Here is a 14,367-nt window from a genome sequence, read left to right as displayed (position 1 = left end):
GGGCCCTTTCGCGTGCCGTCGCGGCCGGCGCCCGGGGGCGCGGCGTCACACCACCTGGTGCAGCCAGCGCACCGGGGCGCCCTCGCCGGCGTACCGGAACGGCTCCAGTTCGTCGTCCCAGGGCTTGCCGAGGAGCTTGGCGATCTCCTTCTCCAGGTCGGTCTCGCCGGCCCGGGAGCGGGACAGGGCGGCCCGCAGGCGGTCCTCGGGGATCAGGATGTCGCCGTGGATTCCGGTGACGGCGTGAAAGATGCCGAGGTCGGGGGTGCAGCTGTAGCGCTCGCCCTCGGCTCCGGCGGACGGTTCCGCGGTGACCTCGAAGCGCAGCATCTGCCAGCCGCGCAGCGCGGACGCGAGTTTGGAGGCGATGCCGGCCTGGCCCTGCCAGGAGAACTCCGAGCGCCAGGTGCCGGGCGAGGCGGGCTGCCGGATCCAGTCCAGGGCGACGCGGGTGCCGAGCACACCGGCGACGGCCCACTCGACGTGCGGGCAGAGCGCGCGCGGCGCGGAGTGCACGTACAGGACTCCACGGGTCGTCACCGGAACCTCCGGGCTGAGCGGGACTTCTCGGAACGGGTGGAACGGCCGTGACCGGGTGGGCCACATGAGGGCGAGGCTACCGTGCGACGGCGCAAGGAGTGTGACGTACCGTCGGTCCAGGTGCCGGGAAACCGTCGGCATTCACCCGGCAGGACGCCTGTACGGATGTGAGCCGTCGCATCCGGGGCCCGGGAACCCTGGCGCCGTGTCATGGGTTGAGGACGTTGGAGGCACGAGGCGAGGGACGGTACCGGCATGGGGCAGGGGACGGATCACGGAACCCGGGTCCGATTGCGCCGTTCGCGTGCCCTGCTCGCCGTGCTGACCGCCGCCGTCCTCGGCGTGGCCGGCTGCGACGCCGCCGGCGGCGACTCCCCCGGCGCGTCCGGCACCGGCTCCGGGCGGCCGTCGCCGAGTCCCACGCCGGCCTGGGACACGAGCCCGAGGTCGGTCGCCGCGGTGGGCGACTCCATCACGCGCGGCTTCGACGCCTGCGCGATCCTGTCGGACTGCCCCGAGGTGTCGTGGGCGACCGGCAGCAGTGCCGAGGTCGACAGCCTGGCCGTGCGGCTGCTGGGGGCGAAGGCGGCCGGGCGGAGCTGGAACTACGCGGTCACCGGGGCCCGGATGGCGGATCTGACCGGGCAGGTGACGCGGGCGGCGGCACGGAGACCGGAACTGGTGACGGTGATGGCCGGGGCGAACGACGCCTGCCGGACCTCCACCGACGCGATGACCCCGGTGGCCGACTTCCGGGCGCAGTTCGAGGACGCGATGCGTACGCTGCGCCGGGAGCTGCCCAGGACGCAGGTGTACGTGGCCAGCATCCCGGACCTGAAGCGGCTGTGGTCCGAGGGGCGCACCAACCCGCTGGGCAGGCAGGTGTGGCAGCTCGGCATCTGCCCGTCGATGCTGGCCGACGCGGACGCCGTGGACGCGGCGGCGACGCTGCGGCGCAACACGGTGCGGGACCGCGTGGACGACTACAACGAGGTCCTGCGGGAGGTCTGCGCGAAGGACCGCAAGTGCCGTACCGACGGCGGGGCGGTGCACGGCTTCCGGTTCGGCACCGACCAGTTGAGCCAGTGGGACTGGTTCCACCCGAGCGTGGACGGGCAGGCCCGGCTGGCGGAGATCGCCTATCGCGCCGTCACCGCGAAGACCCCCTGACGGACCGCGCCGACGCAGGTCCGGGCGGGTCCCCGGCGTGTCCTAGAGTTCCGCACATGAACGAACTCTTCGGCACACTTTCCGACGGCACGCCGGTCCACCGCTGGACCCTGGAGCGGGCCGGCGTGCGGGTGCGGGTCCTGACGTACGGCGGGATCGTGCAGTCGGCCGAGGTCCCGGACCGGGACGGGCGCACCGCGGACGTGGTGCTGGGGTTCGCCGGTCCGGACGGCTATCTGGCGCACCCGGAGCCCTACTTCGGCGCGCTCGTCGGCCGGTACGCCAACCGGATCGCCGACGGCCGTTTCACGCTGGACGGGCGGACGTACACGCTGGCGCTCAACAACGGGCCCAACTCGCTGCACGGCGGCGAGCGCGGCTTCGACAAGCGCGTGTGGGACGCGGAGCCCGCCGGGCGGCACGGCGTCCGCCTGCGCAGGATCAGCCCGCACGGCGAGGAGGGCTTCCCGGGCCGCCTGGAGATCTCGGCGACGTACACGCTGGAGGAGCCGGGCGCGCTGCGGATCGCGTACGAGGCGGTGACCGACGCGCCGACCGTGGTGAACCCGACCAACCACAGCTACTTCAACCTGGGCGGCTCCGGTCACACGGGCGGACACGAGCTGCGGATCGACGCGTCCCGGATCACGCCGGTCGACGCGGACCTGATCCCGGCGGGTGCGCCCGCCGAGGTGGCGGGCACGCGCTTCGACTTCCGCCGGGCCCGCAAGGTCGGTGCGGGCTACGACCACAACTTCGTCCTCGACAAGGGCGTGACGGACACCGCGGTGCCGGTCGCCGAGCTGTACGACCCGGCGTCCGGGCGGGCGCTGACGGTGGCGACCACCGAGCCCGGCCTCCAGCTCTACACCGCGGACCACCTGGGCGAGCCGTTCGCGCCCGGCGACGGCATCGCGCTGGAGACGCAGCACTTCCCGGACTCCCCGAACCGGCCGGACTTCCCGAGCACGGTGCTGCGGCCGGGCGAGGTGTTCCGCTCGGAGACGGTGTACGGCTTCTCGGCGCGCTAGCCCTGGGCGGTGGCCGTGGACGGGCCGGACGGCGGCCGGCGGTCGGGGCGGCGGGCCGCGTGAGCCCCGGCCCGGCCGTCAGGTCCCGGACCGGGGCTGTCCCGCGGGGGTCGCCGTGCGGCGCCCCGGTCCGACCGTAATCGCCGCGGTGGCCCACCGGTCCGTCAAGCGGCGCCCGGTGCGCGGTTCGTACGAATCCTTCACAAACGGCCGCCGCGTCCGGCGGGGTCCGTGAACGTGCCGCCGGCCGCCGTGCCGTCGCCGGAGCCGTCTTCGGAGGGCTCGGTGCCGCCCTCGCGGGTCTCCTCGCCCAGCAGCTCCCGGGCGAGGAGCGTGGCGCCGGCGACCGCGCCCGGCATCAGGAACACGGCGACGAACGGCACCAGGAACGCCACGCCCAGGGGTGTGCCGAAGCCCCAGACCAGCGTCTTGCGGGAGCGGAGCAGGGCGAGGCGCTCGCGCAGCTCGACCCCGCGGCGCTGGAGGGCGACGGCGGCCAGTTCCTCGGTGAGGAAGAAGCCGGTGACGAAGAAGCCGATCACCGGCACGATCGTCTGGCCGACGACCGGCACGAAGCCGGCGGCGAAGAGCAGCACGCCCCAGACGGCGGCGCGCAGCAGGATGCGCAGGCTGTCGCGGGCGGAGATCCACAGCTCGCGCCAGAGCGGCAGGTTCGACACGGGTGCGGTGCCGTCCGGGGAGACGTCCCGGTCGACCCGCTCGGAGAGGCTCTCGTAGAAGGGCTGCCCGACCAGCAGCGTGACCGCGGTGAAGGTCAGGACCGCCATGAGCAGGGCGAGGGCGAACAGGACGGCGGTGAGCAGGCCGCGGAAGAGGCCGAGCCAGGGGCTCGGCCAGTCGTCGGCGAAGGGGGTCGCCCAGCCGACGACGTCCTCGCCCCACAGCGCCAGCGCGACCAGCACGGCCGCGTACAGCACGAGGGTGATCAGGCCCGGGAGGAGCCCGAAACCGTAGCTCTTGCCGTGCCGGGCCACCCAGCGCTGGCCCTTCAGGAGATGGCCGAATCCCGCCCCAAGATCACGCATGGGCGGAACTCTACCGGGCGCCGGAGGCCGCACCCCCGGGCTCGGGGACGCGGCCTCCGGTGTGCGTGAGGGGCCCGGTCAGGCGAGCGTCACGGTGATGTTCCCCCGGGTCGCCTTGGAGTACGGGCAGACCTGGTGGGCCTTCTCCACCAGGGCCCGCGCGGTGGCGGCGTCCACGGACGGGATCTCGGCGGAGATCTCGACGATGATGCCGAAGCCGTCGTCGTTCTTGCCGATGCCGACCTTGGCGGTGACGGTCGAACCCGAGACGTCGGCACCCTCCTGGCGGGCGACGACGGCGAGCGCGCCCTGGAAGCAGGCGCTGTAGCCGGCGGCGAAGAGCTGCTCGGGGTTGGTGCCGGCGCCGCTGCCGCCCATCTCCTTGGGCGGGTTCACGACCACGTCGAGCTTGCCGTCATCGGTGGCGACGCGTCCGTCGCGGCCGTTCTCGGCGGTGGCGACGGCGGTGTACAGGACCTCGGACTGCTGGATCGGCATGCGGGTGTCTTCCTCCTCGGTCCGCCGTGACTCGCGCCCACGATCACGACGGATTTCGGAATGACGCTACCGCATGGCGGAAATCCCGGGAAGGTCCGCCCTCCGGCTCAGAGCTTGACGATCATCTTGCCGGTGTTGTCGCCGCGCAGGACGCCGAGGAAGGCCTCGAGGTTGTTCTCGATGCCCTCGACCACCGTCTCGCGGTACTTCAGCTCGCCGGAGCGGACCCAGGGGCCGACCTCCTGGACGAACTGCGGCTGGAGGTCGTAGTGGTCGCCGACCAGGAAGCCCTCGATACGGCCGCGGGTCTGGATGAGGCGGGCGAGGTTCTTCGGGCCCGGGGCCGGCTCGGTGTTGTTGTAGACCGAGATCATGCCGCAGACGGCGATGCGGCCGTCCCGGTTGAGGGAGCCGATGGCGGCCTCCAGGTGGTCGCCGCCCACGTTGTCGAAGTAGACGTCGATGCCGTCCGGGGCGGCGGCGCGCAGCTGCTCGGCCACCGGTCCCTCCTTGTAGTTGAAGGCGGCGTCGAAGCCGTACTCGTCGACGAGCAGCTTGACCTTCTCGTCGGAACCGGCCGAGCCGATGACCCGCGAGGCGCCCTTGAGCTTCGCGATCTGGCCGACCTGGCTGCCGACGGCACCGGCGGCGCCGGAGACGAACACCGCGTCGCCCTCCTTGAAGGCGGCGGTACGCAGCAGGCCGGCGTAGGCGGTCAGGCCGGTCATGCCGAGCACGCCCAGGTACGTCGACAGGGGCGCGGCCTCCGGGTCCACCTTGACGGCGTTCGCGGCGTCCACGGCGGCGTACTCGCGCCAGCCGAAGAAGTGCAGGACGTGGTCGCCGACGGCGATGCCCTCGGCGTTGGAGGCGACGACCTCGCCGACGGCCCCGCCCTGCATGACCTTGCCGAGCTCGAAGGGCGCGACGTAGGACTTGGCGGCGCTCATGCGGCCGCGCATGTACGGGTCGACGGAGAGGAACAGGTTGCGCACGAGCACCTGGCCCTCACCCGGGGTGGGGACCTCCGCCTCGACGAGGGAGAAGTCCTCCGGCTTGGGCCAGCCGACCGGGCGGCTGAGCAGGTGCCATTCGCGGTTGACGGTGGGGAGAGCGGGGGAGTCGGCCATGGGGGACGCCTTCCTGGGGTGCGGGGAGAATGTTTCAGTGCCTGAAACAACCATGCGACTGAACATTTCAGGTTGTCAAACAACTGGGTACCCTGGATTCCATGGCCACACCACGCGACACTCCCCGCCGACCCGACGCGCTCACCCTCGAAGTCGTCGAACTGATCGGCGAGGTCGTGGCCCGCTTCCACGCGGACTACGAGGAGGCCGCGGCGGAGCGGGCCCTCACCGGGGCGCAGGCCAAGCTGCTCAGCCTGCTCTCGCTGGAGCCGCTGCCAATGCGGAAGCTGGCGCAGAAGCTGAAGTGCGAGCCGTCGAACGTCACGGGGATCGTGGACCGGCTGGAGGCGCGGGGGCTGGTGGAGCGCCGCCCGGACCCGGCCGACCGGCGGGTGAAGGTGGCGGCGGCGACGGAGGAGGGCCGGCGGGTGGCCCGGGACCTGCGGGAGACCTTGCGCTTCGCCCGGGAGCCGCTGGCGGGGCTGGCGGAGGAGGAGCGGGTCGCCCTGCGGGACGCCTTGCGGCGGATGCTGGGGGCCTGAACGCGGACCGGGCGGGGCCGCGGCTCACGCGCCGGCTAGGTGCACCACCACAGGAAGCGGTCGCACGTCTCCGTGGGGGTCGGATCCGGCGTGGGCGTCGGGGTGGGGGTCTCGGCCGGGGGCGGGGCGTCCGGGGGCGTCGACGGACCGTCCGGGCCTGGGGTCGCCTCCGGCGCCGGGGGCTCCGACGGGCTTCCGCTCCCGGTCGCCGCTCCCGGCTCCCCCGCGTCCGGGGACGACGACGCCGAGGCCGACGCGGACGCCGAGGCGGAGGCGGAAGCGGAGGCCGAGGCGGAGGCACCGGGGGACGGGCCCTCCGAGGACGAGGTCGATATCGAGGTCCCGGCGGCCGGTTCGGCCGAGGCCTCCCCCACCTCCCGCGCCGAGGCACCGTCCGCCGTCTCGCCCCCGGCGGCCGCCGGCTGCGCCGGGGAGTGCGCGGCGTCCGTGCCGAGTTCGGCGAGGCTCAGACCGCCGGCCGCCAGGACGAACCCCGCGGCGACGAGCAGCGTCCGGCGACGGCGCCGGCGGTGCGCGGCGGCCTTCCGGTCCCGGCGGCTCGCCCTGCCGCCACGGCCGGCCGGACCCTCGTCACCCGAGGCGCCGGAGGCATCCGCGGTGCCGGAGGCTTCGCCGGCGTAGGGGGTGCCGGCGGTGTCCGGTGCGCCGGTGGCCCCCGGCGGACGCTCCCCGGCCGCCGTCAAGTGGGCCTCGGACGCGGGGAGTCCGGGGGCAGGAGTGCCGCACCCAGGACAGGCGAGGGCGCCGTTGAGGTGCCGTCGGCACGGGTGGCAGAAGTCCATGACGCGGGAAGGTTAAGTTCTGCGACGGCCGTGTCTCCAGAGGCCGCTGTGAAGGTTGTGTGGGAAAGCGCCCGGGCCCGTCGCGCCCCGCCCTCGCCAAACTGCCGAAACCGTTACCTGTCCGACCCATTGACACCCCCGCCACCCCCTCCTTACTGTCACGCCAGCATTTCGAACGAGTGACGAAATATCGAACAGAGCGAAGGGCAACCGCCGTGCGCATCACCGGAATCAGCACACACGTGGTCGGGACGCCGTGGCGCAACCTGACGTACGTCCAGGTGCACACCGACGAGGGCCTCACCGGAGTCGGTGAGACCCGGATGCTCGGCCACACCGACGCCCTCCTCGGCTATCTGAAGGAGGCCGAGGCCAACCACATTCTCGGTTCCGACCCGTTCGCTGTCGAGGATCTGGTCCGCCGCATGAAGTACGGCGACTACGGCCGCGCCGGCGAGATCGTGATGTCCGGCATCGCGGTCGTCGAGATGGCGTGCTGGGACATCAAGGGCAAGGCCCTCGGCGTCCCCGTCTGGCAGCTCCTGGGCGGCCGGGTCACCGACAAGGTCAAGGCGTACGCCAACGGCTGGTACACCACCGAGCGGACGCCGGAGGCCTACCACAAGGCCGCGCAGGGCGTGATGGAGCGCGGGTACCGGGCGCTGAAGATCGATCCGTTCGGCACCGGGCACTTCGAGCTCGACCACGAGCAGACCCTGTACGCCGTGTCGCTGATCGAGGCCGTGCGCGACGCCATCGGCCCCGACGCCGAGCTGATGCTGGAGATGCACGGCCGCTTCTCCCCCGCCACCGCGGTGCGACTGGCCAGGGAGATGGCGCCCTTCAAGCCGGCCTGGCTGGAGGAGCCGGTGCCGCCGGAGAACCTCCGGGCGCTGAGGAAGGTCGCCGAGAAGGTGGACATCCCGGTCGCCACCGGTGAACGCATCCACGACCGGATCGAGTTCCGCGAGCTGTTCGAGGACCAGTCCGTCGACATCATCCAGCCCGACGTCGGCCACATCGGCGGCATCTGGGAGACCCGCAAGCTCGCCGCCACCGCCGAGACCCACTACACGCTCGTCGCCCCGCACAACGTCGGCGGCCCCGTGCTCACCGCCGCCAGCCTCCAGGTCGGCTTCACCGCGCCGAACTTCAAGATCCTGGAGCACTTCAACGACTTCGCCGACGCGGAGATCAAGAAGGTGGTCAAGGGAGCGCCGGTGGTGGACCCGGAGGACGGGTGCTTCCACCTGTCCGACGCCCCCGGCCTCGGCGTGGAGCTGGACACCGACGCGGCGGCCGAGTTCCCGCAGCAGCAGGCGCGGTTCGACCTGTGGGCCGAGGGCTGGGAGCAGCGCAAGCCCAAGGGGACGCAGGCATGAGCCGCGCGGTCGTCGTCGAGGCGCCGGGCGAGCACCGGCTCGTGGCGCACGAGCCCCGCGAACCCGGTCCCGGCGAGGCGTTGGTGCGGGTGCACGCCGCCGGGATCTGCGGCAGCGACCGCGAGGTCTACCAGGGCAACCGGCCCGAGGGGTACGTGCGGTACCCGCTCACGCCCGGGCACGAGTGGTCCGGGACCGTCGAGGCGGTCGGTGCCGGGGCGCCCGGGTCCCTGGTGGGACGCAAGGTCGTCGGCGAGGGCTTCCGCAACTGCCAGGTGTGCGACCGCTGCCACGCGGGCGAGACCACCCTGTGCGGCGCCGGGTACGAGGAGACCGGCTTCACCCAGCCGGGCGCCATGGCACCCACGCTGACCCTGCCCGCGCGCCTGCTGCACGTCCTGCCCGACGACGCCGACCTCACGGCCGCCGCCCTGCTGGAGCCGGCCGCCTGCGTCGCCGCCGCCGCGCTCAAGGCGAACGCCCGCCCCGGCGAGCGGGTCGCCGTCGTCGGCACCGGCACGCTCGGCATGTTCGCCGTGCAGTTCCTGCGCGCCGCCTCCCCGGCCGAACTGCTGGTCGTCGGCACGCGCGGGGACCGGGAGGCGCTGTCCCGGCAGTACGGGGCGACCGACTTCCGCACCAGGGACCAGCCCCTGCCGGACGACTTCGACGTCGTGATCGAGACCGCCGGGTCCGCGGACGCCGCCCGCACCTCCGCCGCGCTGCTGCGCAGGGGCGGGCGCCTGGTCCTGACCGGCATCCCGGCGCCGGGCGCCGGCGGTCTGGACCCGGCCGATCTGGTGGTGCGTCAGCTGGAGGTGCACACCGTCTTCGGGGCGCCGCCGGACGCCTGGGCGCACACCGTGCGGGTCTTCGGCGCCGGCCTGCTCGACCCGCTGCCGCTGGTGACGCACGAGCTGCCGCTCGCCGAGTTCGCGCGGGCCATCGAGCTGGTCGGCGCCGGTGACCCGAAGGTCGGCAAGGTGCTGCTGCGTCCCTGAGGCCGTACGCCGGTACGGGGGCGACCTGACGGCCCCCGTACCGGCGTACACCACCCGAACCGAGCTTTCCGTACCCTTCGCCGCGAACCATGTCCGGTATTTCGAACCGGCATCTCGGGGCGGCACATCGAACACGAAGGACAGCCCGTGACCGACTCTTCCGCCCAGGCAGCCGCCCGCCGGCCCGGCGAGCAGGCGCTCACCGCGCTCGGCCTGGCCGCGCCCGCCCTGGACCCCGCCGACGCCTCGCCGCACTCCTTCCCGGGCGGCGGCCGCTGGCGCACCGAGGTCCCCTCCTGCGAGGGGCCGGAGGCGCTGGCGGTGATCCTGAAGGAGTCCTCGCGGCTGGACGTGCCGATCCACCGGATCAGCCAGGGCAGCGGCGTCTGGATGCTGACCGACGCCGAGATCACCGAGATGGTCGAGTCCACCGCCGAACGCGACATCGAGCTCTGCCTGTTCACCGGGCCGCGCGGCACCTGGGACATCGGCGGATCCACCCGGACCGACTCCGGTGGCGCGGGGCTCCGGGCCCGCGGCCACGACGCGGTCGCCGGATGCGTCGAGGACGCCGTCCGGGCGACCGAGCTGGGCGTCAGGTGCCTGCTCGTCGCCGACGAGGGCGTGCTGTGGACGCTGCACCGGGCGCGGTCGGCCGGCGTCCTGCCGGCCGACACCACGCTGAAGCTGTCCGCGCTGGTGGGTCCCGTGAACCCGGCCTCGTACGAGGTGTACGAGCGGCTGGGCGCCGACTCGGTCAACGTGCCCAGCGATCTGACGCTGGACCACCTGACCGAAATCCGTCGGGTTTCGGCCGCGCCGATGGACATGTACATCGAGGCCCCGGACGACCTCGGGGGCTATGTGCGCATGTACGAGGTCGCCGAGCTGGTCCGGCGCGGCGCCCCGCTGTACCTGAAGTTCGGCCTGTCGAAGGCGCCGGGGATCTACCCCTACGGACACCACCTGCGGGAACTGACGCTGGCGACCGCCAAGGAGCGGGTGCGGCGCGGCCGGCTGGCCCTGGATCTCCTCGAACGGCACGGCGCCGCGGGGGACATGGCCCCGCTCGGCTCGCGGCTTCCGGGTCCGCTCAACCGGTTCGAGATCTCGTCATAACGTTCCGGAAACCCCCTTCACAAAAGACGACACGACCGCGCACAATCCCACACACCTGCTCTCGGTCGTTCCACCCTCAGCGCTTCCAGCGTGCCGGCACCACCAGACCGAGCCCTGCACCCACATCAAGGATGATGACCATGCGCAACCGCAGAGCCGCACTCGCAGCCATCGCCTCGGCCGCCACCCTCGCCCTCACCCTGACCGCCTGCGGCCAGAACAGCGAGGGCGGCGGCGAGGACGACAAGGGCGGCGCCGAAGGCGCCACCATCGGCATCGCGATGCCGACCAAGTCCTCCGAGCGCTGGATCGCCGACGGCGCCAACGTCGAGAAGGAACTGAAGGCCAAGGGGTACAAGACCAAGCTCGTCTACGGCGAGGACGACCCCGACCAGCAGGTCTCCCAGATCGAGAACATGATCACGCAGGGCGTGGACGCGCTGATCGTCGCCGCGATCGACAACAAGTCGCTCAACAACGTGCTCCAGCAGGCCAAGGACGCCGACATCCCGGTGATCTCCTACGACCGGCTGATCCTCGGCACCGAGAACGTCGACTACTACGCCTCGTTCGACAACGAGAAGGTCGGCGAGCTCCAGGGCGGCTACATCGTCGACAAGCTCGGTCTGAAGGCGGGCAAGAAGGGCCCCTTCAACATCGAGCTGTTCGCCGGCTCCAACGACGACAACAACACCAAGTACTTCTTCCAGGGCGCGATGAACGTCCTGAAGCCGTACATGGACAAGGGCGAGCTCGTCGTCCGGTCCAAGCAGACGGCCCTCAACCAGGTCACCACGCTGCGCTGGGACGGCGGCACCGCGCAGAAGCGCATGGACGACCTGCTGACCTCCAGCTACCGCAGCGCCCGCGTGGACGCGGTGCTCTCGCCGTACGACGGCATCTCCATCGGCATCCTGTCCGCCCTGAAGTCGGACGGCTACGGCTCCTCCGGCAAGGCCATGCCGGTCGTCACGGGCCAGGACGCCGAGGTCGCCTCGGTGAAGTCGATCGTCGCGGGCGACCAGACGCAGACCGTCTACAAGGACCTGCGCCAGCTCGCCAAGGTCGCCTCGAACATGGTCGACGCGGTGCTGCACGACAAGAAGCCCGAGGTCAACGACACCAAGTCGTACGACAACGGTGCCAAGGTCGTCCCCGCCTACCTGCTCCAGCCGGTCAGCGTCGACAAGGCCAACTACAAGCAGGTCCTCGTCGACGGCGGCTACTACAGCGAGAACGACCTCAAGTAACCGGGCCCACCCAAGGATTGGAAGGCACGACCATGGCGGGACCCGTCCTGGAAATGCGCTCGATCGTCAAGACCTTCCCCGGTGTCAAAGCGCTGTCGGACGTCACGCTGACCGTTCACCAGGGCGAGGTCCACGCCATCTGCGGCGAGAACGGCGCCGGGAAGTCGACCTTGATGAAGGTGCTCTCCGGCGTCCATCCGCACGGCAGTTACGAGGGGGACATCCTCTTCGAAGGGGAGACCTGCCGGTTCAAGGACATCCGGGCGAGCGAGCAGCACGGCATCGTGATCATCCACCAGGAGCTGGCGCTGGTGCCGTACCTCTCCATCGCGGAGAACATCTTCCTCGGCAACGAGCAGGCGACGCGCGGCGTCATCAGCTGGAACGAGACCCTGCGCAGGGCCACCGAGCTGATGCGCCGGGTCGGGCTCGACGAGCACCCGCAGACCCGCGTCGCGGACATCGGCGTCGGCAAGCAGCAGCTCGTGGAGATCGCGAAGGCACTGTCGAAGGAGGTGAAGCTCCTCGTCCTCGACGAGCCGACGGCCGCGCTCAACGACGAGGACAGCGGCAAGCTCCTGGAGCTGCTGCTGGAGCTGAAGTCCCAGGGGATGACCTCGATCATCATCTCCCACAAGCTCAACGAGATCCGCCGGGTCGCCGACTCGGTGACCATCCTCCGCGACGGCCGCACCATCGAGACCCTCGACGTGAAGGACGCGGGGACCACCGAGGACCGGATCATCAGCGGCATGATCGGCCGCGATCTCGACAACCGGTTCCCGCAGCGCACCCCGCACCGGGCGGAGACCGGCGCGGCACCGGCCCTGGAGATCCGCGACTGGACGGTCCACCACCCGATCGACCAGCAGCGCAAGATCGTCGACGGGGTGTCGATCAACGTACGGCGCGGCGAGATCGTCGGCATCGCCGGGCTGATGGGGGCCGGCCGCACCGAACTCGCGATGAGTGTCTTCGGCCGCACCTACGGCCGGCACGCCGAGGGCACGGTCCTCAAGGACGGCCGTGAGATACGGACCAGGACGGTGCCCGAGGCGGTCGCGCACGGCATCGCGTACGTCACCGAGGACCGCAAGCACTACGGGCTCAACCTGGACGACACCATCGGCCGCAACATCTCGCTCAGCGGTCTGGGCAAGGTGGCCCGGCGCGGGATCGTCGACGAGCACGAGGAGCGCAAGGTCGCCGAGCGGTTCCGCAGGACGATGAACATCAAGGCACCCAACGTGGCGGAACGGGTGGGCAGGCTGTCGGGCGGCAACCAGCAGAAGGTCGTCCTCAGCAAGTGGATCTTCGTGGGCCCGGACGTGCTGTTCCTGGACGAGCCGACCCGCGGGATCGATGTGGGCGCCAAGTTCGAGATCTACACGGTCATCGACAAGCTGGCCGCCGAGGGCAAAGCGGTGCTCTTCATCTCCTCCGAGCTCCCCGAACTGCTCGGTATGTGCGACCGCATCTACACCATGGCCGCGGGGCGGCTGACGGGCGAGTTCTCCCGGGCCGAGGCCACTCAGGACGTGCTGATGCGCCAGATGACGAAGGACAAAGAGGTAACGCGATGAGCACCGACGTGACCGCCAAGAGCCCGACGCCGGCGCCACCGGGCGGCGACGGCACGGGCCAGGCCGACGGCCTGCTGAAGCTGCTGCTGGACGGCATGCGCCAGAACATGCGGCAGTACGGCATGCTGATCGCGCTCGGCGCCATCGTGGCGCTGTTCGCCGTGTGGTCCGGTGGCGACCTGCTGCTGCCGCGCAACGTCTCCAACCTGGTCCTGCAGAACAGCTACATCCTGATCCTGGCGATCGGCATGATGATCGTCATCATCGCCGGGCACATCGACCTGTCCGTCGGCTCGGTCACCGCCTTCACCGGCGGTGTGGCGGCCGTACTGATGGTCCAGCACGACATACCGTGGCCGCTCGCGGTGGTGCTCTGCCTGGCCATCGGCGCGGCCGCGGGCGCGGCGCAGGGATTCCTGATCGCCTACGCCGGCATGCCGTCGTTCATCGTCACCCTCGCCGGCATGCTGATCTTCCGCGGTCTGACCGAGGTCTTCCTCAAGGGCCAGACGCTCGGCCCGTTCCCGGAGAGCCTGCAGAAGATCGCCAACGGGTTCCTGCCCGAGGTCGGCCCCAACACCAACTACCACAACCTCACGCTGCTGCTCGGTCTCGTGCTGATCGGCTTCGTGATCTGGCAGGAGGTCCGGGACCGCAGGCGCCAGCAGGAGTACTCGCTCGACGTCCTGCCGGGCTCGCTGTTCGCGGTCAAGTTGGCCGCGCTGACCGCCGTCGTGGTGATCTTCACCCTGCTGCTCGCCAGCTACAAGGGTGCTCCGGTGGTGCTGCTCATCCTGGCCGCGCTCCTGATCGGTTTCGGCTACGTGATGCGCAACGCGATCGTCGGCCGCCACGTCTACGCCATCGGCGGCAACCTGCCCGCGGCCAAGCTGTCGGGCGTGAAGGACAAGAAGGTCACCTTCCTGGTCTTCCTGAACATGGGCATGCTCGCGGCCCTGGCGGGTCTCGTCTTCGCCTCCCGCTTCAACGCGGCCTCGCCCAAGGCCGGCCTCAACTTCGAGCTGGAGGCCATCGCGGCCTCGTTCATCGGCGGCGCGTCGATGAGCGGCGGCGTCGGCACGGTCCTCGGCGCGATCATCGGCGGTCTGGTCCTGGGCGTGCTGAACAACGGCATGAACCTCGTCGGCATCGGCACCGACTGGCAGCAGGTCATCAAGGGCCTGGTGCTGCTGGCGGCGGTCGGGTTCGACGTGTGGAACAAGCGCAAGGTCGGTTCGTAGGTCACTTCGGGCCCCGCCCCCTCCGGGCGGG

General features: G+C 71.3%; 14 protein-coding genes. 9 read left to right on the top strand and 5 right to left on the bottom strand.

Going from position 1 to position 14,367, the window contains the following annotated elements; all coding sequences use genetic code 11:
- Positions 1–45 precede the first annotated feature (45 nt).
- Entirely contained in the window at positions 46–540 is a 495-nt protein-coding gene (locus ACFWJB_RS13910) for a DUF3145 domain-containing protein (RefSeq protein ID WP_385469940.1), read from the bottom strand.
- Positions 541–795: 255 nt separating this feature from the next.
- Between ACFWJB_RS13910 and ACFWJB_RS13905 the strand changes: the two genes are divergently transcribed.
- A complete protein-coding gene (locus ACFWJB_RS13905; protein ID WP_386922317.1) occupies positions 796–1,710 on the top strand; it encodes an SGNH/GDSL hydrolase family protein in 915 nt (304 codons plus the stop codon).
- A 56-nt stretch (positions 1,711–1,766) separates the two neighbouring features.
- Positions 1,767–2,741 carry an aldose epimerase family protein gene (locus ACFWJB_RS13900; protein ID WP_386922315.1) on the top strand — a complete coding sequence of 325 codons (975 nt, stop codon included), beginning with the start codon at positions 1,767–1,769 and terminating at the stop codon, positions 2,739–2,741.
- A gap of 200 nt (positions 2,742–2,941) precedes the next feature.
- Here the strand turns inward: ACFWJB_RS13900 and ACFWJB_RS13895 are convergent, their stop codons facing one another.
- The 3 genes from ACFWJB_RS13895 to ACFWJB_RS13885 all read right to left on the bottom strand — a co-directional run bounded on the left by ACFWJB_RS13895 (position 2,942) and on the right by ACFWJB_RS13885 (position 5,415).
- On the bottom strand, positions 2,942–3,787 hold the full coding sequence (locus ACFWJB_RS13895) for an EI24 domain-containing protein (protein ID WP_385466644.1): 846 nt from the start codon (positions 3,785–3,787) through the stop codon (positions 2,942–2,944).
- Positions 3,788–3,865: 78 nt separating this feature from the next.
- Positions 3,866–4,285: an organic hydroperoxide resistance protein gene (locus tag ACFWJB_RS13890; protein ID WP_385466640.1), complete on the bottom strand. Its 420-nt coding sequence runs from the start codon at positions 4,283–4,285 to the stop codon at positions 3,866–3,868.
- Positions 4,286–4,392: 107 nt separating this feature from the next.
- Positions 4,393–5,415 carry an NADP-dependent oxidoreductase gene (locus tag ACFWJB_RS13885; protein ID WP_385466638.1) on the bottom strand — a complete coding sequence of 341 codons (1,023 nt, stop codon included), beginning with the start codon at positions 5,413–5,415 and terminating at the stop codon, positions 4,393–4,395.
- 101 nt (positions 5,416–5,516) lie between these two features.
- On the opposite strand from ACFWJB_RS13885, the gene ACFWJB_RS13880 reads away from it, so the two are divergent.
- Positions 5,517–5,957: a MarR family winged helix-turn-helix transcriptional regulator gene (locus tag ACFWJB_RS13880; protein ID WP_385466635.1), complete on the top strand. Its 441-nt coding sequence runs from the start codon at positions 5,517–5,519 to the stop codon at positions 5,955–5,957.
- Positions 5,958–5,992: 35 nt separating this feature from the next.
- Here ACFWJB_RS13880 and ACFWJB_RS13875 read toward each other — a convergent pair whose 3' ends face one another.
- A complete protein-coding gene (locus ACFWJB_RS13875) occupies positions 5,993–6,760 on the bottom strand; it encodes a hypothetical protein (protein WP_386922312.1) in 768 nt (255 codons plus the stop codon).
- 215 nt (positions 6,761–6,975) lie between these two features.
- On the opposite strand from ACFWJB_RS13875, the gene ACFWJB_RS13870 reads away from it, so the two are divergent.
- From ACFWJB_RS13870 to mmsB, 6 genes are all read left to right on the top strand, one after another.
- Complete coding sequence (locus tag ACFWJB_RS13870; protein ID WP_385466629.1) at positions 6,976–8,142, top strand: mandelate racemase/muconate lactonizing enzyme family protein; 1,167 nt, start codon at positions 6,976–6,978, stop codon at positions 8,140–8,142.
- Positions 8,139–9,143, top strand: a complete 1,005-nt coding sequence (locus tag ACFWJB_RS13865; RefSeq protein ID WP_386922310.1) for a zinc-binding dehydrogenase — start codon at positions 8,139–8,141, stop codon at positions 9,141–9,143. The genes ACFWJB_RS13870 and ACFWJB_RS13865 overlap by 4 nt, the downstream gene beginning before the upstream one ends.
- A 147-nt stretch (positions 9,144–9,290) precedes the next feature.
- Positions 9,291–10,262: a hypothetical protein gene (locus tag ACFWJB_RS13860; RefSeq protein ID WP_386922308.1), complete on the top strand. Its 972-nt coding sequence runs from the start codon at positions 9,291–9,293 to the stop codon at positions 10,260–10,262.
- 140 nt (positions 10,263–10,402) lie between these two features.
- On the top strand, positions 10,403–11,512 hold the full coding sequence (chvE, locus tag ACFWJB_RS13855; protein WP_385466623.1) for a multiple monosaccharide ABC transporter substrate-binding protein: 1,110 nt from the start codon (positions 10,403–10,405) through the stop codon (positions 11,510–11,512).
- A gap of 32 nt (positions 11,513–11,544) precedes the next feature.
- The gene (mmsA, locus tag ACFWJB_RS13850; RefSeq protein ID WP_385466619.1) at positions 11,545–13,095 is read left to right on the top strand and encodes a multiple monosaccharide ABC transporter ATP-binding protein; all 1,551 of its coding nucleotides are present in this window, start codon (positions 11,545–11,547) and stop codon (positions 13,093–13,095) included.
- Positions 13,092–14,336: a multiple monosaccharide ABC transporter permease gene (gene mmsB, locus ACFWJB_RS13845; RefSeq protein WP_385466616.1), complete on the top strand. Its 1,245-nt coding sequence runs from the start codon at positions 13,092–13,094 to the stop codon at positions 14,334–14,336. The genes mmsA and mmsB overlap by 4 nt, the downstream gene beginning before the upstream one ends.
- Positions 14,337–14,367: the final 31 nt, after the last annotated feature.

This window comes from Streptomyces sp. NPDC127100, assembly GCF_042724095.1.
In the GTDB taxonomy this organism is placed as follows: Bacteria; Actinomycetota; Actinomycetes; order Streptomycetales; family Streptomycetaceae; genus Streptomyces.
The sequence above is the reverse complement of the archived record's forward strand: the minus strand, read 5'-3'. Positions and strand labels throughout refer to the sequence as shown.